Source organism: Mesorhizobium sp. BR1-1-4, from assembly GCF_020165375.1.
GTDB classification, from domain to species: Bacteria; Pseudomonadota; Alphaproteobacteria; order Rhizobiales; family Rhizobiaceae; genus Mesorhizobium; species Mesorhizobium australicum.
This window is the reverse complement of the sequence record NZ_JAIUIB010000002.1, coordinates 188,441-212,475: the sequence shown is the minus strand read 5'-3', so window position 1 is coordinate 212,475 and position 24,035 is coordinate 188,441. Positions and strand designations below refer to the sequence as shown.

The following is a 24,035-nucleotide window of genomic DNA, read 5'->3' as shown; positions in this document are numbered from 1 at the left end:
TATCCTGGTCCTTTGAGCGCTTGGTTCACCGCGCCTTATTTCACCGCACCTTGCGTGATGCCTGAGATGAACTGCTTCGACAGCACGACATAGAGCAAGGTGATCGGTAGGGCCGCCAGCGTCAGCCCGGTGAACAGCACGCCCCAGTCGGTGGTGAATTCGCCGACGAAGACCGTGAGGCCCTGCGGCAGCGTCTTGAGATCGTCGGACGTGATCAGCACCAGCGGAAAGAAGAAATCGTTCCAGATCGGCACCGCATTCTGGATCGCAACGATAACCAGGGCCGGGCGCGCCAGCGGCAGCATGATCGAACGCATGATGCGAAATTCGCTGGCACCGTCCATACGCGCCGACTCCTCCAGTTCGCGAGGCAAGGTCCTGAGAAAGCCGGTCATGATGAACACCGCGGAGGGAATGCCCATGGCAACATAGACCAGCACCAGGCCGGCATAGCTGTCGACCAGGCCAAGCGAATCCAACTGGATGAACAATGGAATGATGGCCAGTTTCAGCGGCACGGTCATGCCGCTCAGGAAGAACATCAGCACCAGCGCGCTCAGCCTGAACTGGTAGCGGGCGATGGCATAGGCGGCCATGGTGCTGAACAGAAGGATCAAGGCCACGGCGGCCATGGTGATGCCGAGGGAATTGGCGAGGTAGCGGACGAAATTGGTTTCGCTCCACACACGCTCGGCATTGGCCAGCGAAAAGTGCGCCGGCAGGGCAAAGGGCGACGAGAAGATCTCGGCATTGGTCTTGAAGGATGACATCACCATTACGAACAGCGGATAGATCATGATCAGGGCATTGATCGCCAGCATCAGCTGGATGGCCCCGTTCTTCAATAGCTCGCCGGGTTCCCTGGTGCCGACCGCTGCGCTCACAGTTCGATCTCGCGACGGCGCAGATAGCGAAGCGCGATTGCGGTAACGCCGGCAACGATGACGAACATCATCACCGCCAGCGCGCTGCCCTGGCCGAAATCTTGAATGCCTGTCGTCGTCGAGCCGAAGGCGGTGCGGTAGAAATAGAGGCCGAGCACATCCGTCGCGCCGCCGGGGGACCCGGTTAGGCCGGCCATGACATAGGGGATTTCGAACCAGTTGAAGCTGCCGATGAAGGTCAGGATGGTGACGATGGTGACGCTCGGCGCAATCAGCGGCCAGATGATGCGCGTCATCAGCACATAGTCGCCGGCGCCATCGAGACGGGCAGCCTCGATCACCTCCTTGCCGATGCGCTGCATGCCGGCGAGCAACACCAGCGTCGGGAAGCCGAGCCAGTGCCAGACATTGGCGAACAGGATGCTGCCCAACGCGGTGTTTTCATTGCCGAGCCACGGGATGGCACCGATGCCGACAAGCGCCAGCGTCTGGTTCACAAGACCAAACAGCGGATGCAGGAACAGTTTCCACAGGAATCCGACGATGACGGCCGACAAGACGACAGGCAGAAAGACGATGACTTGGTGGATGCGATGGCCGGGCAGCGCCTTCAGCAATGCGTAGGCAAGCAGGAAGGCGGTGCCGTTCTCGAACACCATCAGGGCCACGAAGGCGATGATGTTGTGTTTCAGGGCATTGTAGGTCCAGCCGCTATAAGGCTGTTCGAACAGCGCCTTGCGGAAGTTTTCGAAGCCGATGAATCCGGTCGGCTGCAGGCCGTTGAACTCATAGAAGGCAAGCCGGAAGGCCGAGAGCAGCGGCCACAGCACGAACAGCACCATGACCACCAAGGCCGGTGTCAGCAGCGACGCGATCCAGAGTGACCGGCGCCACGGGAAAGCTTTTGGGGTGTGGCGCCGACCGCTGCTCATCTCACTTGCCCTGGAAAGGCTTGTACCATTTGGCGAGGCCGTCGGTCAGGTCGGCGGCCAGTTGGTCCGGGGTGATCGAACCCGACATCATCTTGGTGATGTCGCCCTGAAGCAGCTCCGATCCCGTCGGCTTCTCGAAACGAAAGTAGACGACATTGATATGCGGCATGGCGGTCTCGTTCAATTTGGCGACCTGGGCGAGCAGCTCGTCCTTAATGACCACGCCCTTGATCGGCGAGATGTTGCCGAGCAACGCCGAGAACTTGTCGCCGAATTCCTTGGTGCCCATCCAGTTGACCAGCTTGAGCGCGGCCTCCTTGTTGGCCGACTTGGCGTTAACGGCGTAACCGCCGTCAAAGAACTTGGTCGCCTGCGGCACACCGCCGGCCTTGGCCATTGGCGGGGCGACGAAGTCCATGTTCATGGCGGGGTTCTGGGTCCGGTAGCTGGCGATGTCGAAGCTGCCGCCGGCCAGCATCGCCGCCTTGCCGCTGATGAACAGCTGGCCAGCGGTGTCGTAGTCGATGCCTTCAAAACCGGGAGGCATGTAGTTGCGCAATTCGAGCAGCTTGCCGAGTGCCGCGATGTAGCGTGGGTCCTTGAAGGTGGTCTTGCCCGACGTCAGATCTGTGACAAAGTCCTGGCCGAGGAACGGGTTGGTGAAGATGGCGACGAACATCTCGTTGAACCAGCTTGTCCCCATGCCGTTGGCCAGGGGATAGATACCCTTGTCCTTCAGCGCCTTGCTGACGGTTATGAATTCGGCCCATGTGGTCGGCGGGGTCAGTCCGGCCTTGGCGAAGACGTCCTTGTTGATGAACAGACCGAGCGTCTGCGAGGCGAAGGGCAGGGAATAGACCTTCTTGTCGGCGCGGTAGGTGCCGGCCACCAGCGCATCGGCGGGCTGGTTGGCGAGTGAAGGAACCGTGGTCAGATCCTGCGGCTCGAAATAGCCTGCTTTCACGAACTGCTCGAGCCAGCCATAGGCGTGGGTATGGATGACATCGCCACCCTTGCCGGCGGCCAGCGCCGTGGAGACGATGGTCGGATAATTCTCGTCCGGGAACGACTCGAACTTCACATGGATGTCCGGGTTTTCCTTGGTGAAGTCGGTGAAAAGCTCGTTGTAGGCGGCCTTGTCTTCCTGACGCCAGGTCCAGAACGAGATGTCGGTAGCGTGAGCCACGCTTGCCGTGAGTCCCCATGCGAAAGACGCGGCCGCGAGGGCCAGACCAATCCTTCTCCTGCTCATGTTGCAATCTCCCAATCGCGCTTGATGCGCTTTTTACGACGATCACCAAATCATAGTTGTTGCCGTCTGGGAAGATAGTTTGTAAAGTTTCCTAACTAAATGATCGGACGCGGCAACCCGCTCTGTCCGGCATGCGCGGTGGATGTCTTGACCCAGAAAATCATTGCAGGCGTGGATATAGGCGGCACCAAGACGCGCATCATGGCATGCCTGGGCGAGCGCACGATCGCCGACGAGGTGCTGGTCACGGAGAGTTGGCGTATTCGGCAGATGGAAACCGATGCCACGAGGCTCGCCGACATCGTCGCCGGGTTGTGCGGTGGCGTGGCGCCCGTTGCGCTGGCAGTCGGCGCGCACGGCTGCGACACGGGTGAACAATGCCTGCGCTTCCAGGCGCTGCTGGCGAGCAGGACCGGCGGCGCGGTGCAGGTGGTCAATGACGCCGAACTGATGGTGCCCGCCGCCGGCCATAGCGATGGCATCGGCGTCGTCGCCGGCACAGGTTCCATCGCGGTGGCGCGCACGGCCCAAGGCAAGATGCTGGCGGCCGGCGGCTGGGGCTGGATCCTCGGCGATGAGGGCAGTGCGCCGGCTTTGGTCCGCGAAGCCGCCAAGGCGGTCCGCCACAGCCTCGACAGGGGCGAGGATGGCGACCCGCTGATTGCCGCACTGATGCACGAACTCGTTACTGACGACCAGACCAAGCTCGGCATCCTGCTCAACGAAACGCGCGGTGCCGCGGTCTGGGGGCGCTATGCCAATGCCGTGTTCGACGCGGCCATCGCAGGATCGGCTCTGGCCATCCGCGTTATCAGGGAAGGCGGGGCAGGACTTGCCGCGCTTGTCGAACTGTTGATCCAACGCGGCGCCAATCCTGCTCTGGTCGTGGCTGGCGGCGGTGTCATCTCGGAGCAGCCGATGCTGATGAAGGCATTCGTCGAGGCCATGGCCGAAGTGTCGCCGGCGAGCCAGATCGTGCTGCTGCGCGAGCCGCCGGTGCTCGGCGGCGTCGCCTTGGCCCGGCGGCTGCTCGTCGGCCAGGGCTATCCTCCCACATTGGAGCTGTTTGAATGATGAAGCGTATTGGCTATCGCCCGGCGGTGACGCGCCAGACGGAAAGTCTCGAGATCGGCAGGCGCTCAGTGGCCGCGGCACTCGATGGCCTCGATCTGCGAGCCTTTGCCGGCAAGACGATCGGGCTTGCCGGCATCGGCGCCAGCTACCAGGCGGCGCTGGCCGGCGCGCTTTATCTGCGCGCCTCAGGCATCAGGGCCTTCGCCTATACGCCGACAGAGCTCTATGGCCGCACGGATGCGGCCGCCGATGCCTTTATCGCATTGTCGGCCTCTGGGCAGAGCCGAGAAATTTTCGATGTCATGCGCGAGGCATCCGCGTCGCCACGCGTGGCAGTCTGCCGTGGCAGCCACAATCCGCTGGCTGATTTGACCGGCGCTGTTCTTGCCACGGAGTCGGGCGACGACAATGGCGCCAGCTCGACCGGCTACACCGGGACCTTGCTGGCGCTTGGCATGCTGATCGACAGCCTTGCCGGCAACAGCTTCGACTGGACGCGTTTGCCCGGCGCGGTCGCGACCGTCCTCTCCGGCTCGGAACATGCTGCCGGGCAGGCGGCGCGGCTGCTGCAGGGCAGAACATCCATCGACATCGTCGGCGCCGGTGTCAGCTTCGCCAATGCCGGCGAGGCGGCGATGCTGATCCGCGAGGCTGTTCGCTTGCCGGCATCCGGATGGGATACGCTTAACTATCTGCATGGACCAATGGAATCGCAGGATACGGCGACCGGATTGATCGCCATCGGCGATGGTCGTGAGGTGAAGATCGCGCAGGATGTCGCCGGCTTCGGCTGCCCATCGGTGCTGGTCACGCGGCGCATGGACGTCGTTTCGGCCGACAGGCTGGTGGTGATTTCCATCCCAGCCCTTGGCAATACCATCGCCGATGCCATTCTGGAGATCGTCGCCATCCAGCTTGTCGTCGGCGATATGCAGGACGCCGCCGGCCTGACCGACATTGTTTTCCGTTACCGGCAGACCGATACCAAGCTGAAGCCGTGGTCGCCGACGGAAGTCTGACATCCTTGTAAATTGCCAAACCGGTCACCAATGGGGCATTGAGGACGGGATGCGACTTTGAGTCGTGGCGGCGTTGTCGCTGCACCGACCGGAGACAGGATTTCAGGGCAAAGGTCGAACGGCTTAGATGACGGCTGCGGAAATCCCCAATCTGACCGACAGCGCCCGAGCCGTGCTGCGCGTGCTCGCCGCGCATGGGCCGGTCACGCGGCCGAAGCTCGGTGCCATGCTCGACCTGTCGAAGCCGACGATGTCGGCAGCCGTGTCGGAGCTGAGCGCGCTCGGTCTCGTCGCCTCACGCGGCCTGGAACGCGGCGCCATTGGCCGCACCGCGACCATCTACGGCATCGGCTCGGGAGCGGGCTACGCGATAGGCATCGATGTCGGCGCCGCCCAGGTGCGGGCGGTTGCCTATTCGATGGACACACAGAAGCTGGCATCTGCGGAAGAACCGATTCCGGAAGCCAACGTCGGCGATGCCGACGAGGTCGGCGCCATCGTCCTGTCGGTGGCGCATGCCACGATGGCCAAGGTCGGCAAGAGTTTTCGCGCGCTGCGGGCCATCGCCGTGGCGGTGCCGCGCATTGTATCCAATGATCGTTTCGACCGCCCTGGTGGGCCGTCCGCGGTGCTTGACCTGCTGCGCCGTAGCATCGAGGTGCCGATCATCCTGGAAAACAACGTAAACTGCGCGGCTATCGGCGAAATGCATTTTGGCGCCGCGCAGGGCCACCGGACCTTCGCCTTCCTGCAGGTGGGCGTACGGATCGGGCTCGGCTTCATCACCGAAGGACGCTTGTTTCGCGGCGCCGGCGGTGCGGCCGGCGAAATTGGCCGCATGCCGTTTCCGTGGTCAGCCAGCGAAACGCCTTATCGTGAGGGGCTCGAACATTATCTCGGCTCACGGGGGCTGATCGAGCGTTGCCGTGCCGACTGGCCCTCCGGAGAGGGGGCGCCGCCGGATTCGGCCAAGGGTCTGTTCGCGCGCGCGCTTGAAGGGTCACGGCCGGCCATAGTGGCCGTCGAGGGTCATGCCGCCGATATCGGCAGGCTGGCGGCCGGCTGCATCGGCATGCTTGATCCCGGATTGATCGTGCTTGGCGGCGGGGTCGGCCGAAACCCGCTGATGACGGAAAGTGTTGGAAGGGTGGCGGCGGAACTTGCATGGCCCACACGGATCGCCGTCAGTTCGCTTGAAGATGGCGGCACCGCGCTGGGGGCGGTGAAACTGGCCATGGACTACAGCCTCGGACTGATGCTGCGCGAAGGCCGGCATCCGGCTGTCGTGCTGCCGCCGCTGTCCGAGTTGCAGACGGAAGCAAGGAACACTTGATAAAAAGGAAAGGCAGGCCCGGGGCGCGCCTGCCTTCGATGCGGGATGACGCCGTGCCCTACGCGGCCGCAGCGGCTGCGCGTCGGGGCCCACAACGGCAGAAGCTCGATGCCTCGTGGAAAAAGAAGCAGAACTATGCAATCGCGATGAAATCTGACGAGCCCTGGAGTTGTCAGGCATGCGTTTAGGTGCCTGCGTGATGCCCGCAAGGTGAGACGCGCGCGGAGTTCGCAGCCTATGTGCGCGAGCACGTTGATCAGCTTGTCGGTCGAGCCTTCGCGCTCGACAGGCGGCTGCCGTTGAGTAGACTGCCGCCGATCGGCGCGCCCGAGGCGCCGCGTCGCGCCCTCAACAACTGCCAAAGCAGAGACGCGCCGAAAACCGCACGCGAATGCGCTCCTCCCGGCTCTTGCGGCATTTTCTCGTGCAGAAAACGGGGCGCCGCGCGGGTGTTGCTCAATGCGGTTCCACAGTGAACCCTGCCGTCTGTTCGAATGACGCCAGTCCACAGCCACAATGCTAGTGTTGTCGAAGCTTGGGCGGTTGTCAGTTAGGCTCGGTGGCGTGGCGCCTTGCGCCGCGAAACCGCCTCGCCGATGCTTTGCGTAAACAGATGCCGAGGCACCGCCATGAAACGAATCTATGAAACGCCTGTTCTGACCAGGCGTGAATGCTTGTCGGCTGTTGCGGCCGCGATCCCGCCGTCGGTTTTGATACTCACTCCGCCCGGCTAAGGAACCGCCTCGTTATGAAGAGGCCAGCTTGCGGCTGGCGGCGTTTTGACGCTTGGGCCGCGTTGGCGATGAGTTCCCTGAGCTTGACACCAAAAGCGGTAGTCCACATTTCGACCGGCGAAATTCGCCTCCAGTGCGCAACAGGCCGCGGAGATAGCCGCCTCCGGTCCGCAGAGTTCGATTGCTGCTCTGACGGCGCGCCCATCTCCCACCGTGCCATGCGGCCGACAGCGCGACCACCCTCGAATCTCGCGCTGCTGGCTCCGGTCGGCGGGCAAACTCGTGACTCGCCATTCTAGCTATGGCAGCCTACAGAGCCACTGATCCATACGGAGCAGCGGCCTTAGTCAGAGGTATAGCACTGACCGCCGAACGTCCGACATCCTCATCTTGGAGGACGAACCTCTGATCGGGCTTGAAGTCGAGGCTTTTCTGGTCGAAGCGGGCTTCAACGTCGCCATGGCTGCAAGTTGCGCTGAGGCAGAGAAGGTATTGGAGGAACTCCATCCGGACGCTGTCGTACTCGACGGGCGGGCACTGCCGCCTCTGCGCTTCCGTACCTGCCTGCCCGGCGGCTGCATTGTCGACCTGAGTCTTGATGGGACCTTGGCCACCCTGCCGCGACGGCACCAGCCTCAAGGTCAGGGGGGCCGCGGACGGAGGCAAGGAGACGGTGCTTGCCCTGGCGCTGAACGGCTTTCCCAGCGCGATCGACAGGATGGTCGCGCTGTTGAAGTAGACGTTCTATTCCCCGTATCGCTGCTCCAGCGCTTCGGCAATTTGTTCGCAAAGCAACTCCCCGCTGACAATGGTGACGTGGAGACGCATGCGTGCGCCCTGGGGATCGACCATCGTGACCACCGCGCCGCGGTCGGAGTATTCGAACGTGTCCAGAACCTTGTGAATGACGAAGTCAGCTACATTGGGCTCCGCGCCGGCGTGGTCTTCCACGGCCTTCCTCCATCCCGAAATCACTGGGCATCCCTTTGGTCGGAAGTCGTCTGCCAAGGAGGTCTCCTCCGACAGCTGCCCGATGCGGATGTATTAGCGTCGATAAGAATATCAACCGCTCCGCAGCTAATTTGCGTCATGTTTCTGGCGCGGGCGGCCTCTCGGCAGAAGCCAAGCCGGGAAACCCAAATCTTTGACGGGCTGCTTTATGGATAGGTCTGACAAGCGCCAGGTCGCGGTGATGTGCAAGCCTGCGGCGAATGGCTCGAAATCATCGAGTTACCGGATTTGCTAGCCCAGCACCGGCTCACGCCTTCCCACCATCAACATTTAATTGTGCAGCCGGTTGGAACCTGTTGTGACGTCGGGCGTTGATGTGCGTTTAGGGGGAATTCAGCCTTTCATGGAACAACGAGCTTTGCCCTCCAGCATTTCTGGCGCGAAATCCTTGGGCCGTGGAGAAGTGGAAGGGCACGGTGCGGTCCTGCTCCCCGCCAGCGAGACGGAAGATTTCTTCGAGAATGCAGCCGTTGCTCTCCACCTGGTGGCGCATGATGGCACTATCTTGCGCGCCAATCGAGCCGAACTGAACTTGCTCGGCTACGCCTCGGAGGAATACATCGGCCGCAACATCCGGGAATTTCACGCCGATCCTACCGCAATCGACGATATTTTGAACCGTCTCTCTCGGCATGAGCACCTTCAACATTATCGCGCGAGGCTGCGCGCCAGAGACGGCTCCATCCGTTGGGTGGAGATAACATCGAACGTGCGTTCGGATGACGGTCGGTTCCTCAACACGCGCTGCATCACCATCGACGTGACTGAAAAGGTCGAAGCAGAAGAGTTGTTGCGCGAACAGCAGCAGAGACTTGCCCTGACTTACCACAGCGCTGGTGTGGGAATAGTGGAAGCTGACGCTGAAGGTCGGCTGCTGCGTGTGAACGGACATTTATGCCGTCTTTTGGGCTATACGCAGGAGGAGCTTGTTGGTCGATCGATTTTCGATCGGACCTTCCCTTCCGACGTCGAGGCGGATCGCGCGAAATATTTCCAACAGGTTGCCGGCGAGATCGAAAGCTACACAATCGAGAAGCGGTTCGTCCGTAAGGACGGATCGCTTTTCTGGGCTGTCGTGACGTCTTCCAGCGTTTACGACGGCAACGGACGGTTTCGTTACGCAGTACGGGTGCAGCACGATATCAGCGAGCGAAAAGCGATTGAGGCGACACTCGCCCAAAGGGCCGAGGAGCAGGCTGCGCTGCATCGATTGACGGAAATGCTGCAGCACGCCCATACCCGGGAAGACGTCTACGAGGCTGCGCTCGGCGCCATCCAGCGCGGTCTAAGATGTCAGCGCGCTTCCATTCTGCTTTTGGAAGGCGGGATCATGAAGTTTGTCGCGTGGCGCGGCTTGTCGGACGCGTATCGAATCGCCGTGGAAGGCCATTCGCCCTGGTCCGCAGCAGACCACGACCCGCCGCCCATTTGCATCCGCGATGTGGAACAGGCAGAGCTCCCCAGCACCTTGAGACACGCAATCCGAACAGAAGGCATCGGCGCAGTTTGTTTCATTCCGATAACCGAAGGCGGGCGTCTGCTGGGCAAATTCATGGCCTACTTCGACGAGCCGCATGATTGCTCGGCAGAAGAGATTGAAGTCGCTCGGACAATCGCGCGCCAGCTCGGGTTCGGGATTGAGCGTGTGAGGACACAGGATGCGGCCCAGCGACTGGCGGCAATCGTGGAGTCGTCCCATGACGCCATCGTGAGCAAAGATCTCAGAGGCATCGTCTCGAGCTGGAACCGCGGTGCCGAGCGCTTATTCGGTTATACGGCCGCGGAGATGGTAGGCAAGCCCATCACCACTATCATTCCCGAGGATCGGCTGGATGAGGAGCCGCTGATATTGAGTCGCATCGCAACGGCGAACTCGTGGATCATTTCGAAACGGTTCGCCGCCGCCAAGACGGAACGCTGGTGGATATCTCTCTTACAATATCGCCGGTGCGGGATGCGTCAGGCCGTACCGTCGGAGCTTCCAAAATCGCCCGAGACATAACTGAAAGAAAGGTAGCGGAAACGAAGATACGAGACAGCGAGCGCCACCTTCAAGACCTGCTCGCCGCCATTCCTGCCGCGATCTACACCACTGATCGCGACGGGAAGATCACCTACTTCAATGAAGCGGCGGTGCAACTCGCCGGCCGAACGCCCGTGATTGGCACCGACGAATGGTGTGTGACATGGAAGCTTTACTGGCCGGATGGGACGCCGCTTCCCCACGATCAATGTCCGATGGCTGTCTCACTACGTGAGGGGCGGCCCATCCGGGGATATGAAGCGGTGGCCGAGCGGCCGGATGGTACCCGGGTTCCCTTCATCCCATATCCGACCCCTATGCGCGATGCGGCTGGAAACATCACCGGCGCCATAAACATGCTGGTCGATGTGAGCGAGCGTAAGCAGGCCGAAAGCCAGCAACGGATCTTGCTCGACGAGCTCAATCATCGCGTCAAGAACAACATGATGATGCTGAAGTCCCTGCTTTCGGTGGCCGCGAGGACGAGCAAGAGTTCGGAGGCTCGGATCGTTCTGGATGAGGCCAGCAAGCGCGTGGCCGCCATGGCTGCCGCTCAGCGGGTCCTCTATGACACGCCCGATGCCATCAACTTCGGTGCTGAACCTTTCCTGGGAGCTGTTTGCGAGACGGCAAAACAGATGTTCCCTCCAGCCGTTCAATTGGTCTGCCAGGCAGATCCGATCCAACTGCCAAACGACATTGCGATGCCGCTGGCGCTCATTATCAACGAGCTTTTGATCAATGCCGTGAAGTATGGCTTGCCCGGAAATGGGCATGGAACCATTCGCGTTTCCATCAGGCAAAACGGCCGACGCATTGGCCTGGTGGTCGAGGATGAGGGCCCGGGCTTCGAATTGGATTCTGTGCGCTCCTCTTCGTCAGGCCTGCGACTGGTCGAAGGCTTGGTGCGACAGATCGGCGGGACTTTCGAAGTCAGCCGGCACCCGTCCAGATGCACCGTGACCTTTCGTCAGATGCCCCAGGAGAATGGCCTTGCCAGCTAAAGCAGCAATACATGAGTTGATCCACGCGGCGGACGTCAATCGATCCTTCAAGCCGCGGGTGGTGTTCTCCCGGGATGATATGAGCGGCGGACAGGCCGAAACCACTCGGAGCCAAGTGATCTTGGTCGTCGAAGACGATTATCTGATCGCGCTGGACATAGAGGCCGGACTGCTGGCCGAAGGCTTCTCGCTGGCAGGCCTCGCCACCAACGCCGATGAGGCGATAAGCATGGCGCTCTCGACCAAGCCGGTGCTTGCCCTCATGGATATCCGCTTGCTAGGCAAGCGGGACGGCATCGAGGCCGCTCTGGAATTGTACCGCGACCATGGCATACGATGCATCTTTACGACGGCGCATGGTGATCGCGACGTGAAGCTTCGAGCTGAAGCGGCCAGACCGCTGGGATGGGTGCAGAAGCCTTATTCGATAGCGACGCTAGTCGCAGCCATTCGAAATGCTTTTCAGGAGCTCGAGAAGGAGAGCTGAACGCGGGGGGAGGTCATTAACAGTTGGACGCGCCGAGCGCGCCACGTCAGTGCTTGGTCCCTGCAATATCCGCCCCTCGGCAGCACGGCTGAGGTCACTGTGCCGAAACAATTCGCCTGCTGTGCGGACCTCCGGATCCTTAGAATGCTCCATTCAAAGTTTCGGAGGCGGAGGTTGGGGCTTGGTGGCAGCCTCTCCAGGCTCGCCGCTGGTTGAGGTCCGGGCCTCAACACCCCGCGTTTCTGCCGAGGGGCGCGGCCGACCTTTTTTAGGGCCAAAGATGCCACGCAGGTAGACAGGCTCAGGCACGTACGAACCGACCGCCAATCTCGCGGGGTCATCGACGCGGAGCGCAGAGCCGGTGAAGCGAAGACAGCTCGTCTAAGCGCCCATCGGCTGGCGCAGCGTTCCGTCCTGCATGCAAATGTCGAGCGGAAGACATGTATCGTGGGCAGGCTGGCGGCCTGTCATGCAACGTCAGGGACAGAACTCTCGCGTGGCTGGGCATGTAATTTACGGAATGGGCGCTGCTCTTCCTCGCCGTAAGCACCGTTTGACACAATGACCAATCCGGCGCGATCGAGGATCTCAACCGCACCACGTTTGGCGCTGATGAGGCCTCGATATTCCAGCATTTGCATTGCCGTGGTCACGCCGGGGCGCCTGGTTCCAAGCATCATAGCCAAGAATTCATGGGTCAGTTCGATCCTATTGGAATCCACGCGGTCATGAGCCATCAGCAGCCAACGCGCCAATCGCTCTTCGATGTTCGAGCGGCTGTTTACGAGCGATGTGCGTGACGACTGAATCATGAAAGCGTGAGCATATCTCAACACGGTATCGCGGAGGCTCGAACTTTCGGCCAGTGCCGTGCGGAGCATTGTTGCTGACAGGCACGATCCGTTGCTGGCGATTTGGATAAAAGTTTGGTCTGGCGACCTGTCTTGGCCGAGCGCCAGTGCAAGACCAGTCATGCCCTCGCGTCCGATGACGCCGACTTCGCTTTGATGTCCGCCGGCCAGCGTGGCGACGACGGAAGCAACACCCGCCTCTGGAAAATAGACAAGTTTGATGGGCTCATTGGCCACCACCAACGGCGTCTTGATGCCGAGAACGACAGGGTGCAATGAAGGCCGCACCAGCGCGAAGTCCGCGGGCGTTAGTGCCTTCAAGATATGATTGCGAAAAGTGGATTGCGGCATAGCTCTCTTCCCATTTCGGGCAAGAGCATGGTTCTCTCTCACGGTCGGACGCATCCGGCGAAAACGGCGGCCGATAGGCCACCGTATACCCCCTGTGCTGCGAATGCAAAAACGAGGATCGACGCAAAAACTGCTGATCTCACGACGGGCGATTGACAAATCTCGCTGCCGCAACGCATTTTGGGTTCGAGGTAAGCGAGGAGCACCACCATGAAGAAAACCTATGACAAGCCTGCTCTGACCAAGCGTGAACGTTTGTCCGCTATTACGGCCCTGACTGCTTCGTCGATTACCGTTACAGGCCCGGTCGACTAACTGAAACATCTGCCTTTCACCACCCGCCCGCTGGCTCAGGCCGGCGGGCTTTTTTGCTTGCGGCGGGAACCAATTCTATCTGGCCAGGTTCACTCCCCGGCGTCCCTCGACACCCCCCGGACAGGAGCGCCGGAAAGTTGCTCGACAGCTTTCAAACAAAGCCCGCCACCGTCCCCTCAGTGGCGGGCTCTGGTGTGTTTAGCGCGGCGAGGTGGGCTTGAGTACGTGAGACAGCGTCTCGCTGAAATCAAAGCTGATCCTTCACTTCGGAGGCGTTCCCGCGTCAGGCGACGGCTTAGGCTAAAACAGATGTCCCTTGCTTCGGAGCTGTTTGCACCCTTAGGTTTCCGCAAACGGCTGCTGATCGTCATCTACCTCGTTGAGGGGGAGCGATCCGTTTCCGACCTGGTGGCACTGATTGGTGGGTCACGGACCGCCCTTTCACAGCATTTGAGCGGTATGGCCAAGCTGGGTATCGTCCAAGCCCGCAACCAAGGTAGCCAGCGCTGCTATTCCTGTGTTTCGAACGAGGCGAAGATGCTTGTGCGCGCTCTCAGCGACATCGCTGACAGAGACAAACTTCCGATGGGAAGACGGTCGGCAAAGAGATCATCTTCGTGGCGCCAGGGATAGTGCGATGACCAAAGCCTGTTAGCTCCGGCCGGCGAGCTTTTTGTGCGCGGGAACATTGTCCGGTAGCGGAGGTTAAGTGGTCGATTCCTTACAGGATGCATCCACTCCATAAAGAAGCCCGTCGCGGGAGGCCACGCGGCGGCTTTCCGTTTCATAGCGGCCACAGTTTCCATTGGCACCGAAATTGCAGCGTCTATCTCAGCTTGGTTCACCAACGCCCAGGCAGTCCCTTTTACTCATCCCCAGGGACGCCCGCCGCTGCCGTGAATGGGGCGGCGGGCAATTTGGGCAAAACACGTCGAAGTGCTATTGTGATCCACAACTGGACGGAGGCGTCGCATGCGAATCCTCGTGGTTGCAATCGTGGAGCTTGTCTTTATGGCGGGCGGCTTCTGGCTGGCGGCGGACTGGGTAGTTAGCCGTCCTGCGCTGATCATCATTCCCGGTTGACAAGCGCCGACTGAGCCGCTTTACGCTGCCCAGCCATGGAAAAGGTCGATCCTCCCGAACCGATACCGGACAGCATTCTTTTGGCCGCTGCAAGGTTGCAGGCGGCTCTTCAAAGACGGTCCGGCGCCGGTAGCAAGGGGAGTGAAGTCGGCCGACGCAGTGCCTGAGAGCTACCCGTCGGCCAGGCGACCTACAGGTCCGCCGCGCGCTGACAAGACAGAATGATGGTCACGCCGTCAACTAATTGCTGGGACTTCAGTCGGACTCGCTGCAGCCAAGATTCGGGGTATTATCCCGTCTTCTTCTGTTTGTCAGCGAGGGGTCCCGATGGGCAGTTTGAAGCGCATACTTCCGCCTGGATTCACCACTCAAGAGCTTATACGAGCTGTACGTCCCGACTGTCGCCAAGGGGATGTGATCTCTATCGGGGAAACCATCCAGGAGCTTCGCGCACGCGCGCCTGGTTGCGCCGATACCGACGAGGCCCTTACGGCTGCTATCGTGAAATTCGCAACTGGTAGGGCCATGGCGGTCAGCTTCGATGGGCGAGAGCGTCCAACGTCGCATTGACACTGACCAAGAACCCCCATCCGCCGCCAATGTGTCGTTCTAATACGCATGTCCTGGCACCAGCCTTGCACGGCCATTTCATCTTGGGAGAAGATGAAAATGGCTCTATCCAATCAGCTGCTCGACAAAAACCTGACCTTTCAATGTCCGAGCTGCAAAACCCCACTGGTCAGGAAAGGCTCGTGGGTCAAGTCCGTAACGACGTTCACCTGCAAGCGATGCGGCGAAAGGGTACGGCTCTCGTACAGCGAGAAGCTTGAAATTTTCAGGTTGGGTGCCGCTGCGCTCGACACTGGAACCTGACGTCGCGTTGTCTTCTTTGTTCGTCCGTTTGAATGACCCGGGTCAATGGCCACGATGCTAATTTCAGATAAGCTGGCTACGGTTTTGCCAGTTAGGCTCGGTGGTTTTGCCCTGCGAGATCAAACCACCGAGCCGCCGCGTGGTCAGATGGGCCTTTCCATGCGGGCTGCAACATACCATGCAAAGGTCTAGAGCTAATTAGCTATAACTAATTGAATCGCGGTTGGGTAACAATCGCGGACGTGAGGGTCGGAGTATCGAGTTGAGATTATGGCCGGCGGGTCGTTGTGTCTTCGCAGGTGGTCATGGCCCAGGTGCCATTCAAAGCGGCAGAAGCACACCTCGGCCAGCCGGTCACATTGAGGCATCAGGAAGAAAACTGGCTGCGTGTCACCGAAATAAGAGGCGGGAAGCGAACCTTCGCTTATGTTCCGTCGGGTGAGGGCGGCATGAGCACTCGCCGCGTCAAACTTCTCGACAAGGCGGCTGAGCAGCCAGTCCAAACGTGATCTCGGTCTCGGAGGCTATTCAGAAGCTTTTCGCCGACGCCAAGGCGATCGGGATCAGCAGTACCGAGTTAGAGGATGGCTGAAATGGGCGGTCCGGACGGTCCGCTATCGGAGGTCGAGGATCAAATAGCGGCCGTTGAAGGGCTCCGATTCAGCGACGGCTTTCGACCTCATTTGCGTCGGCTGAGACGCGGGAGGCGCATTGTCGTGGGAAAGCGGAAGGCGGCATAGGACGGCGTCGCCACGCCGATCAGCCATTTGCCGTCGCACTGAGAGCGAGGCTCTCTTGCCTGAACCATCCCGGTTGGCGGCAACCTCGCGTTCGAGCGCGAGCAGCGCCTGCTCGACCTCATCGAGACGCGACGGCCGACTGTTTTCAGGCATGCCCTCATTGGTCGCCTGGTCGATCAGGTACTCCGTCAAGACCCAGTTCATCAGGATCGAGCGCTTCGCCTCCAGCGGCAGCGTCAGATCGCGGACCAGGTCCATAGGCGATGTCCAGCCATCCGATCCGGAGGGATCGTTGCGATTGGCGGCACTGTCGAGGGCGCGCCCGTAGCTCTCCTGAAGGACGGCAAGTCCGAGCCGCTCAAGCACAGCATCTGAGGAAGCGCGCGTAGAACTCCCGGCCTGTGCAGGCATCTCATCGAGCCGCAGGCAACGGCCCTTGCCGACCAGCGCGGTCGGCGTCTGGACGACATAGGTCAGGCCCTGCCGCTCGGCGTAGCGGATGGCCGATTCCAATGTCGGAAAGCCAAGCTCGACCTGGGCCAGCGTGTCGTCGCCGCTCGTATAGCCCATCAGCGGCTCGATGAACGGCGCTGTGCGTCGCTCGAAAACGAGGCGCCAGCCCTTCGAGCGTGCCTTGCCGAACGTGGTCACCGCGCGCGACGGCTTGTAGATGCGCGCGACCGCATCGTCTGTGAAGAGCGAGCGCCCCATCGAAAGGGGCTTGTGCAGGTTGTCGTTCGACGGCCACCCCTGCGGGTCTGGCATTCTGGTTGATCTGTCCGGAACTCGACTGGGTGCTGATGTCTTGGCACGTCTTCACCAGCCAGACTTCAGCGACTGACATAAAGATCGGACCTGCCCCTCGGCGACGCCCGATTGAGATCAGCACTCTGCGATGAGCAGACCAGGGCTCGCCCGCTGCCGTACTCAAGCAGCAGGCCCAGCGCATCGCGTCCCACCTGCTCAAGCTATTTTTGAACGGCCTGATAACCTAGGAGCAACTTCTGGACGCCGAGAGGAACCGGGCCGGACGGCTAGAGCATCCGCTTCCGCCCCAGAACGTTGTGGCCGACAGCCAGCTGCACGTCGGCTAGGAAGTTTGCCCAGCTCCCCGGCCGGGTGCCGCCTGCCTTTTCACAGACGGAAGGGAAGCAATTGAGGAAGCGTGTGTGAAGGCTGGAGCAGGCGCTGAAGCCAGCCAGTTCACAGCCGCTGTCGTGAACGAGACAACTGAGATTGGTGATGTCGGAGCTCAAGTTCCGCACCCCGTCGAGCGAGAGCCAGGTAGCGCCAAACTCACGGTCTGGATGGACGTCCGCCCGGCCTTCACATTGTTGGCCATTTGGAAGGCGGCGCGGTGGTGCCGCGGTGCCCGGCAAGACCGGCCGTAAGCACAGAGGCTCTCCCTGTGCTATTTGCTTACGATCAAGTCCACCAACCGAGGATCTACGATCGGGGAGCCGGTATATACCCGGACAAGTTCCTCAGCGTATTTTCGCCACTTGCTCTCCGGGATGCCTTCTTCCAAGACCGATTTTTGGAAGGTCGTCCTCAGAATATCCGCATCGAGTGCTGACAGTCCGTGTTTCGCCATGTTTCCTTCGTGCCCCCCGGCCCGGCTGCATCTCGAATGTAAGCCCGTAGGGGACCTGTTTCCCGAAGCTTCAAGCCGCGCGGTCAAGCGGCCTTCCTTTTGATGGACCGCAACCTCCAGGAGAAGGTGTCGGTCACCGAGATGGCGGCCAGATTGAATTGCTCCGGGCGCCAGCTGGAGCGTCTCTTCGGCATAGAGTTGGGCGCAAGCCCCATGGCCGCCTATCTAGCTCTGCGTGTGCACGATGCGAAATCGCTTCTCGACGCCAGCGATCTGCAGATCGGTGAAATCGCGTTCCGATGCGCCATCTAACGTGAGCGGTCCGGCATAAACCCCGCGGAACGCCGGACCGCTAAGGAAGTGCTCGCGCGTTCGCACTTCCTCGATCGAAAAGGCTTAGAGCTGCAACGCCGCAGTAACCGTATTCATTGGCGCCCAACCGATGCGCTGAATTTTGCAAGGCCTCACGTCGACCGCAAGTTTGTGTCCTGCGAAAATCAGGCCGATACCGCTCGCAAATTCCAGTTTTCAGTCACCTACTGCCAAGCTTCCAAAGCCCTCAATGCCGTGCTCCTGAGCCATCCGTTCGTCCCTGCTACGGCCGATCAGCAGCTTAACCTCTGACCTTGGGGGCGACATTCCTGCGGCTAGCCACTTCGATTTCCTTTGCTTCCTTCTCTAGGCGATCCGGCGTGGCAGAACCCATCAGCGCATATGCCGTGCCACCTGACTGCCAGTACACGGTGGGCACTCGACCATCAGTGGCCGGAGTTGGGGGGACGGCGTCTTCCCCGTTCATGGGAACTGCCACCAGCGTAATGCGGCCGACGCTTGGGGTATCCGCCGTCACAACCAGGCTCTGCTTCCCGTTCCAGGGTTGAACCTGAACGTCCTTCACCTGCCAAACAGTCGGAAGAGCGGGCATGCTTATGTTTACCGCTCCGATCAGCCGTTCGATCTTATCCTGCTTCGGCTCGCTGCCCTTCTCAGGGCCGGCATTGAGCTGGGCGACCCGTAAGGCGTCCCGCGCGGCGAGAATGAAAGTTTCATCCGCCTTTTGACCGCCTTGGCGAAGCGGCTCGGTCAACGAATTGGCTGACCAGCCCAAGAAGACCAGCGCCGCCGCAGCCAGCTGCAATTTGAACACGGCAAATACTTTCCTTCGTCGGAAGGCGTTCTCCAACTCCTGGGCCCTGTCCAGGCTTGATCGAGGGGGAAACAGGCGCTGGGGCTGTAGATTGCGCAACGCTTCCATGCGCTGTGCTTGTGCGAATACCTCCGCCGCTGCTTCGGGCTCGCGGGCAAGACGCGCCTGGAGTTCAGACCTCCGGGACGGCAACAGCTCGCCGTCAAGAAACCGGTTTATCTCCTCTTCGGAAATTCGGTCACTTGGCCACATCACGGCCTCCCACTATCTTCAATTGAGCACGTGCGGCGTCGTTCGTCTTTTCCATATTGAGTTTCAGGGCAATCCGGCCGCGGCTCAGACGAGACATCACTGTTCCCACGGGAACCCCAAGCACCGCGGCAGCATCCGAATAGGTGAAGCCTAAGACGGCGACCAAATGAAGCACTTCGGCTTGGTCAGACGGTACTCCCTCTAGCGCCCGTTGAACGTTGGAGAGCTCCGCGCAGTGTTCTTGTGATGGCATCAGCAACGGGTCGCATTGTTGGGCATAAGCGGCCAAGCGACGGCGCTCAGCATCAGCTCGGACAGCGCTGGTGAAAAATGTGTTCCGCACGATCGTGATCAACCACGGCATAAGCGGGCGCGACGCGTCGTAGGTGCGCGACAACCCGAGTGCCCGAACAAGCGCCTCCTGCACCAGGTCATCCGCGTCGGTGTCATTTTTTGTGAGCACCCTGCTGTAGCGCCACAGGTCCTCCAAGTGTGGAGTGACGTCGAAGTTCACCTTCATGGCCCTATATACTGACTGGGAGCCGAAACTATTCCAACCCACTCGACTACAATTTGCTTGGCTGCCGGTCTGATCCTGCCGATGGGATCAAATCGTCGCCTGGGACTGGATCCATCAACCGTGTTTCCAGCCACTCGCTCTCTCAATGAGATAATCGCGACTGACATTCATCTGGCTCGCCAGAGTTGCCAGCCCATCTACAGTTTTTGGCGCCAGTGGCACACCTAGCGGATTCCGCAACATAAAGGCTGCGCAAGGTCCGAGCGCTGCAATCCGCTACTTCGTGGCCGGCCGTGTCATTCCTGGCGCCAGACAGTGGATGATCCTTTCGACGAGGGAGGCCCAGCAGTGAAAGGACAACCAAGGAGGGCCTGCTGGGCCTGACAGGCGAGGGGCGACTAGCTTGCCTGTCTTGGAATATACCGGACAGCACCGGAAACTATTCCAAGGCCGCCGGATTTTTGCCCGCCCATGCCGAGACGGATCACAGCTGTATCTCCTTCTCGGGGGACGAAGAGATCGGCGCGGGCGTTAAAGAGATTAACGCCCCGACACCTTCAAGCGTCGTGCTTGGCATCGGGAGTGAATGGGTGCCGCCAAGCTGGATGATCACCAGCTCAGGCCGCTCTATCAGAGGCTGCGGGCAAACCAAGGCCGATGTCTGCAAGAGGCAAGCGAGAATGACCGGAACTAACAATCGGATCGGACGGACCGGTGCGAAAACCTCTTGCTGCCAGCAAAAGCAGGACAACTGCGAGCGCGACCAACGTGATCACGATAGCAGTTTTGAAAATCTCTCTCATGCCTTCCCGTTCAAGATGGTGAGAGTGAGCCTGCTGACATGCGCGGTGGCTCCCAGTCGATGTCGAGGCCATGAAGGCCTCTCACCAACCCGGTCTTTGACGAGGTCAGCAGCACAAGCAGGGCCATTGGAATTTCTATTTGCACGCGCTACTCGCCTGCAATGCGGCGCTCAATCCCATCAGGGAATATGCGTACTGGGTTTGGGTGCCCCTCCAAGACGTGGCGAAAAGCTTCATGTTGCTCCCGGCCCGCATGGCACTGACCATTGACCGATCCTCATTGGCGTTCTGAAGCCAGGCATTGTTGTCCTGCGTGAACATCGAGAAGCGCTGGTCTGCGATCACCACATGGATGTCTGACCCTGGCTTGAGCCGATACCCCATGATTGCGTCGGGCTGTTCCTCGACCGGTGTGCGCGAGACCGTTATGAAATTTTCGCCATGATCGATACCGGCCGGCAGTTTGGAAACGGGGACACTCAAGACATAGCACCTTGTCTTGTCAGCGCGATAAGAATAGACGCCCCAAGCGCCGTGCTGCGAGAGGAGTCTTGGGGCAGCCTGCACCCAAGTGATGGAAACTAATAAACATGCGACGCCCGCTCCAACTGATTTGATGCCCATTATTCCTTCCAGCTTAGCAGCGCCATAGAGTCCCCGAAGGGTTTTCGCCTGGCAAAATCGGCTTTCGGCTCCACTTGGTGATTGGAGGCTCGTGACCCCGTCAGCTTGCCATCACCACGATTCACAAAATGGTGAGTGGAAGGCTCCGGCCCGGAACAGGCAGCACGTTGTCCACAAGATAGGGGGTCGCTCAACAATCCGTCCTCTGGAATGCTTGCCTGTGATCGTCTGCAAAGCCACTCGACCCGCGTGGGCCACTTCAAAGCACCTCGCCGGGATAGACGCCCCACATACTCGTCTGCCTGATGAAGCCGGATTTGGGCCCTAGTCCAACAGCACACCATTGTCCGTCGCATCGGGTCAGTTCTACCCGCACGCAAGGCTGCAGCCAGGCAACAACCGAACTTCCAATGGACGGTTTGTCGCGCAGGGCAACGTTGTCCTTGGCCCAGGGCGCGACAACGCCCGCCCTGCGGCCTGACAGAAGCGCTCCATAAATCCATCCGCTGGTTCCGTCCCAGTCTCTGCCCCGTCGCCAATTGTCATACTGTTGATAGACTTCCAGCGGCATTCCCGGGCGCATAAGGACCCATTCAACTTGGTACCCCATGCCAGGTCCGACACGAAGGTTGGCTGATGAGGCTCTAAGCGTGGCAAAGCGAGGCAGAACAAGAAGACTAGCCTTGGGGTGGAGTCCAGTCGCCGTTGCGGATCCTGCGAGCGATGCAGCTATCAGAATGAACCGGGCAAGAGAGATAGACCAGTGATGCCCGGCTTTGCTGAGGACCTTCGGGCCGAGATTCGCCGTCGCTTTCATGCAATCTGCCACGGAATGTGGAAAGGCAATCTCGCATAGCCACAAACGAGAGCGTTGATTGCCGGACGCCGTCCTATGCTCTTGTAGAAGCCCGACTGAGCTTTGAGGCGAGGTGGATTCCAATGCCGCGAGAAGATGCACAATTCGTCGTCCAGGTAGCGTCTGGCTCGGGCCACCGCACTTCAAGTCACCACGGGTCTCAGGTCAGGGCTTACGGGTTGCGACATACGCCTGTGAGGTTCTCGCCAGCAGACGTATGGCATCAGCCCTTCGTCTGATCCTCAGACACAGTGCTCGTCGGAATCGCGTCCAACGCGATCAGTTTTTCCGCGCACAGATCGGCGGCGCCCGGTGCATCCTTTTTTATTCCGGCGAATTTGACCCACCCACCGTCAGTAATGAAACCATCCCTCTGGTAGGAAGACGTTTCCTTCAGCTTGGCCAGATTTTGGCTCGCGTCGGATGCCGTGATAAACTTTTGGACACACAGATTGGCGGCCAGTTCTGCCCTGGCTTTTATGGCGGAGGTCTTGGCGATTTCCGCCGCCCTTCCTGCCAAGGTCCAGCCGCCGGCAGTGAATCCGATGATCATGGTGAGGACCACGGCGCCTACCAGTGACCAGAACCAGAGCGTCTTGGAAGGCCGATATTCTTCGAAGGGTTGCGACATTTCCTGGTTCTCCGTTTTGTTTGTTCTCTGTGGACTGGGCCAACCCCGGGTCCTCAAAAGCTTACTGCTGGCTGTCCAGCAGGTGGAGGGGTGGGGCATCTCACCGGCAGAGCTTCCGATTTGTCTGATGCACAATATACTTAGCAATCGCGGAATTTATTCCACGCCGGTCACATGTTTCCGAAGGCAAGCGCTACAGCCCTTGCCCTCAAGACGCGGATGGGCCTAGTGATCTGATAATAAGAACCTTTGCAAATCCCCGGCCTGGCGCGTCTGGCGGTCAGCAGGGAGATACCGATTCGCTCGAACTCCCAACTATCCGTGGCCGGCCGCAGTGGATTGACGAGACCCTGACTTGGGCTTCGGCGCGCAATGTTCAAGCTGCCCGAACAAACTGCTTCAGCTCCCTTCAAAACGCGAGCAAGGAAAGTGCCCGCCGCGGCACATTCCCGAACAGCCTTTCAGGATGGAATAGTTTCCCGGCATGCTCAGTAGATGGGGTGCGAGTAAGTTTCGATGTGCCTCGAGGCCATCGGCGGCCGCAAGGAGTGGTAGCGCGGGCTAAGTCTTGGGTAGCCAGCGCTTTGCGCTTAGGGAGGAGCGCCTTCCTATCAGCCCAGCGGCTGTTCCCTGGCCGCTGGGCCGGTCCGCATTTGTGAACAGATCGGCAGTCTTGACCATGGATACATTGCTCGAAAGCAGAAGATATTACCCGTCTATTTGCCCAGTCTGCGCGGGAACGGCACTCGAAGCCGATCTCCTGACGCAGCTGTGCGAATTTCAGTGCGGCTTTTGCGGGGCCTACGAAATCACTGGCGCCGCGCGCTCCGTAATGAAAGGCATCTCCCAGGAGTACAGGGAGTTGTGGCTGTCTCAGGCCCGAGACCGGGCTGTGGGTTCGCGGCACATCCCTCTCCTGGCTTGTATCAACGAAGAACCGGAGACGGCAGGCCGTCGTTGACACAGGGGAATGCTGCCGAGAAGTCCAACGCGCGAGCTCACGGCGGTTGCAATCCATCAACCAATGGAGACTTCAATGAAAAGATATTCGATGATGCGTAGCATGCTAGCAATTGTAGTTGCCTTGGGAACCGTCGTTCCGGCCAGTGCTGTGCCGGCGTTTGTTCCAAAGGTCCAGTCCGCTTCCTCGGACGTGGTCCCTGTTCGGTACGATCGAAATCGCCTGATGTTTAGAAGAAATCACGGGTACTGGCGTGGTCATCGGGGCTATAGACATCACCGTCCCGGATATCGGCGACATAACGGCTGGTGGTTTCCTCCGGCAGCATTTGCGTTGGGCGCCATTATTGGAGGCGCCATGAGTCAGCCGCACGTGGTCGGCAATCGACACATCAGCTGGTGCTATGATCACTATCGCTCATACAGGGCATCCGACAATACATTCCAGCCATATCACGGTCCGCGCCGGCAATGCCGATCGCCCTACGACTAAGCCGTCCATAGGCTTCGCCAGTTGCCCAGTTTGGCTATGGCTCAGCGATCGTAAAGGGTGGCCCGGTAATCTCCATATCGAACTGGGCCGCAATCTCCTTGATAGCCGCTAGGTCGCGGGGAATCTCCAGTCCCTGCACGGCAACCGCCGGGAAAAAACTTTCGAGACCACCCGGGGACAGAATGGCGA

Annotated in this window: 21 protein-coding genes and 3 pseudogenes; 13 read left to right on the top strand and 11 right to left on the bottom strand. The window is 60.1% G+C overall.

Going from position 1 to position 24,035, the window contains the following annotated elements; all coding sequences use genetic code 11:
• Nucleotides 1-35: 35 nt before the first annotated feature.
• Genes LB571_RS04215 through LB571_RS04205 form a run of 3 tightly spaced genes read right to left on the bottom strand, consistent with a single transcriptional unit; the run spans nucleotide 36 to nucleotide 3,068 of the window.
• Entirely contained in the window at nucleotides 36-884 is an 849-nt protein-coding gene (locus tag LB571_RS04215) for a carbohydrate ABC transporter permease (RefSeq protein WP_224585429.1), read from the bottom strand.
• Complete coding sequence (locus LB571_RS04210; RefSeq protein ID WP_224592443.1) at nucleotides 881-1,816, bottom strand: carbohydrate ABC transporter permease; 936 nt, start codon at nucleotides 1,814-1,816, stop codon at nucleotides 881-883. The genes LB571_RS04215 and LB571_RS04210 overlap by 4 nt, the downstream gene beginning before the upstream one ends.
• 1 nt (nucleotide 1,817) lies before the next feature.
• Nucleotides 1,818-3,068 (bottom strand): extracellular solute-binding protein, encoded by a 1,251-nt coding sequence (locus LB571_RS04205; RefSeq protein WP_224585433.1) that lies wholly within the window; start codon nucleotides 3,066-3,068, stop codon nucleotides 1,818-1,820.
• A gap of 138 nt (nucleotides 3,069-3,206) precedes the next feature.
• Here LB571_RS04205 and LB571_RS04200 point away from each other — a divergent pair, with 138 nt between their 5' ends.
• The 4 genes from LB571_RS04200 to LB571_RS04185 all read left to right on the top strand — a co-directional run bounded on the left by LB571_RS04200 (nucleotide 3,207) and on the right by LB571_RS04185 (nucleotide 7,967).
• Nucleotides 3,207-4,142: a BadF/BadG/BcrA/BcrD ATPase family protein gene (locus LB571_RS04200; RefSeq protein ID WP_224585435.1), complete on the top strand. Its 936-nt coding sequence runs from the start codon at nucleotides 3,207-3,209 to the stop codon at nucleotides 4,140-4,142.
• A complete protein-coding gene (locus LB571_RS04195) occupies nucleotides 4,139-5,161 on the top strand; it encodes an SIS domain-containing protein (protein ID WP_224585437.1) in 1,023 nt (340 codons plus the stop codon). Before LB571_RS04200 ends, LB571_RS04195 begins: the two co-directional genes overlap by 4 nt.
• A 127-nt stretch (nucleotides 5,162-5,288) precedes the next feature.
• The gene (locus LB571_RS04190; protein WP_224592440.1) at nucleotides 5,289-6,494 is read left to right on the top strand and encodes an ROK family transcriptional regulator; all 1,206 of its coding nucleotides are present in this window, start codon (nucleotides 5,289-5,291) and stop codon (nucleotides 6,492-6,494) included.
• A 1,332-nt stretch (nucleotides 6,495-7,826) separates the two neighbouring features.
• The gene (locus LB571_RS04185) at nucleotides 7,827-7,967 is read left to right on the top strand and encodes a hypothetical protein (protein ID WP_224585440.1); all 141 of its coding nucleotides are present in this window, start codon (nucleotides 7,827-7,829) and stop codon (nucleotides 7,965-7,967) included.
• Nucleotides 7,968-7,972: 5 nt separating this feature from the next.
• Here LB571_RS04185 and LB571_RS04180 read toward each other — a convergent pair whose 3' ends face one another.
• Complete coding sequence (locus tag LB571_RS04180) at nucleotides 7,973-8,179, bottom strand: hypothetical protein (RefSeq protein ID WP_181763205.1); 207 nt, start codon at nucleotides 8,177-8,179, stop codon at nucleotides 7,973-7,975.
• A 403-nt stretch (nucleotides 8,180-8,582) separates the two neighbouring features.
• Here LB571_RS04180 and LB571_RS28935 point away from each other — a divergent pair.
• The 3 genes and pseudogenes from LB571_RS28935 to LB571_RS04165 all read left to right on the top strand — a co-directional run.
• Nucleotides 8,583-9,002: pseudogene (locus tag LB571_RS28935) on the top strand (PAS domain-containing protein); the annotation flags it as partial.
• Nucleotides 9,003-9,017: 15 nt separating this feature from the next.
• Nucleotides 9,018-11,266, top strand: a pseudogene (locus LB571_RS28930) (PAS domain S-box protein); the annotation flags it as partial.
• Nucleotides 11,256-11,753, top strand: a complete 498-nt coding sequence (locus LB571_RS04165; protein WP_224585446.1) for a response regulator — start codon at nucleotides 11,256-11,258, stop codon at nucleotides 11,751-11,753. The pseudogene LB571_RS28930 and the gene LB571_RS04165, both read left to right, overlap by 11 nt.
• Before the next feature lie 467 nt (nucleotides 11,754-12,220).
• Here LB571_RS04165 and LB571_RS04160 read toward each other — a convergent pair whose 3' ends face one another.
• Entirely contained in the window at nucleotides 12,221-12,955 is a 735-nt protein-coding gene (locus LB571_RS04160; RefSeq protein ID WP_224585448.1) for a Crp/Fnr family transcriptional regulator, read from the bottom strand.
• Nucleotides 12,956-13,165: 210 nt separating this feature from the next.
• Here LB571_RS04160 and LB571_RS04155 point away from each other — a divergent pair, with 210 nt between their 5' ends.
• From LB571_RS04155 to LB571_RS04145, 3 genes are all read left to right on the top strand, one after another.
• Nucleotides 13,166-13,270, top strand: coding sequence for a putative RiPP precursor (locus LB571_RS04155; protein WP_224585450.1), 105 nt, complete (start codon nucleotides 13,166-13,168; stop codon nucleotides 13,268-13,270).
• A gap of 309 nt (nucleotides 13,271-13,579) precedes the next feature.
• The gene (locus tag LB571_RS04150; RefSeq protein ID WP_224585452.1) at nucleotides 13,580-13,903 is read left to right on the top strand and encodes an ArsR/SmtB family transcription factor; all 324 of its coding nucleotides are present in this window, start codon (nucleotides 13,580-13,582) and stop codon (nucleotides 13,901-13,903) included.
• A gap of 1,628 nt (nucleotides 13,904-15,531) precedes the next feature.
• Entirely contained in the window at nucleotides 15,532-15,735 is a 204-nt protein-coding gene (locus LB571_RS04145; RefSeq protein WP_140792069.1) for a hypothetical protein, read from the top strand.
• Between the two features lie 312 nt (nucleotides 15,736-16,047).
• Here LB571_RS04145 and LB571_RS04140 read toward each other — a convergent pair.
• Nucleotides 16,048-16,731, bottom strand: a pseudogene (locus LB571_RS04140) (ETC complex I subunit); the annotation flags it as partial.
• A 931-nt stretch (nucleotides 16,732-17,662) separates the two neighbouring features.
• Here LB571_RS04140 and LB571_RS04135 point away from each other — a divergent pair.
• Together LB571_RS04135 and LB571_RS04130 are read left to right on the top strand one after the other, a co-directional pair.
• Nucleotides 17,663-17,872 carry a helix-turn-helix domain-containing protein gene (locus LB571_RS04135; RefSeq protein WP_224528394.1) on the top strand — a complete coding sequence of 70 codons (210 nt, stop codon included), beginning with the start codon at nucleotides 17,663-17,665 and terminating at the stop codon, nucleotides 17,870-17,872.
• A gap of 48 nt (nucleotides 17,873-17,920) precedes the next feature.
• The gene (locus LB571_RS04130) at nucleotides 17,921-18,184 is read left to right on the top strand and encodes a hypothetical protein (RefSeq protein ID WP_224585454.1); all 264 of its coding nucleotides are present in this window, start codon (nucleotides 17,921-17,923) and stop codon (nucleotides 18,182-18,184) included.
• On the opposite strand, the gene LB571_RS04125 is transcribed toward LB571_RS04130, so the two are convergent.
• From LB571_RS04125 to LB571_RS04105, 5 genes are all read right to left on the bottom strand, one after another.
• Nucleotides 18,174-18,959, bottom strand: coding sequence for an anti-sigma factor family protein (locus LB571_RS04125; RefSeq protein WP_224585456.1), 786 nt, complete (start codon nucleotides 18,957-18,959; stop codon nucleotides 18,174-18,176). The two genes, LB571_RS04130 and LB571_RS04125, sit on opposite strands and share 11 nt — an antisense overlap.
• On the bottom strand, nucleotides 18,946-19,479 hold the full coding sequence (locus LB571_RS04120) for a sigma-70 family RNA polymerase sigma factor (protein ID WP_140792079.1): 534 nt from the start codon (nucleotides 19,477-19,479) through the stop codon (nucleotides 18,946-18,948). The genes LB571_RS04125 and LB571_RS04120 overlap by 14 nt, the downstream gene beginning before the upstream one ends.
• A 938-nt stretch (nucleotides 19,480-20,417) precedes the next feature.
• Nucleotides 20,418-20,906, bottom strand: a complete 489-nt coding sequence (locus LB571_RS04115) for a hypothetical protein (protein WP_224528389.1) — start codon at nucleotides 20,904-20,906, stop codon at nucleotides 20,418-20,420.
• A 259-nt stretch (nucleotides 20,907-21,165) separates the two neighbouring features.
• Entirely contained in the window at nucleotides 21,166-21,723 is a 558-nt protein-coding gene (locus LB571_RS04110; RefSeq protein ID WP_224592437.1) for an SH3 domain-containing protein, read from the bottom strand.
• Nucleotides 21,724-21,985: 262 nt separating this feature from the next.
• The gene (locus LB571_RS04105; RefSeq protein ID WP_224585460.1) at nucleotides 21,986-22,393 is read right to left on the bottom strand and encodes a hypothetical protein; all 408 of its coding nucleotides are present in this window, start codon (nucleotides 22,391-22,393) and stop codon (nucleotides 21,986-21,988) included.
• A gap of 1,036 nt (nucleotides 22,394-23,429) precedes the next feature.
• On the opposite strand from LB571_RS04105, the gene LB571_RS04100 reads away from it, so the two are divergent.
• Entirely contained in the window at nucleotides 23,430-23,846 is a 417-nt protein-coding gene (locus LB571_RS04100) for a BA14K family protein (RefSeq protein ID WP_411908856.1), read from the top strand.
• The last annotated feature ends 189 nt before the right edge of the window (nucleotides 23,847-24,035 follow it).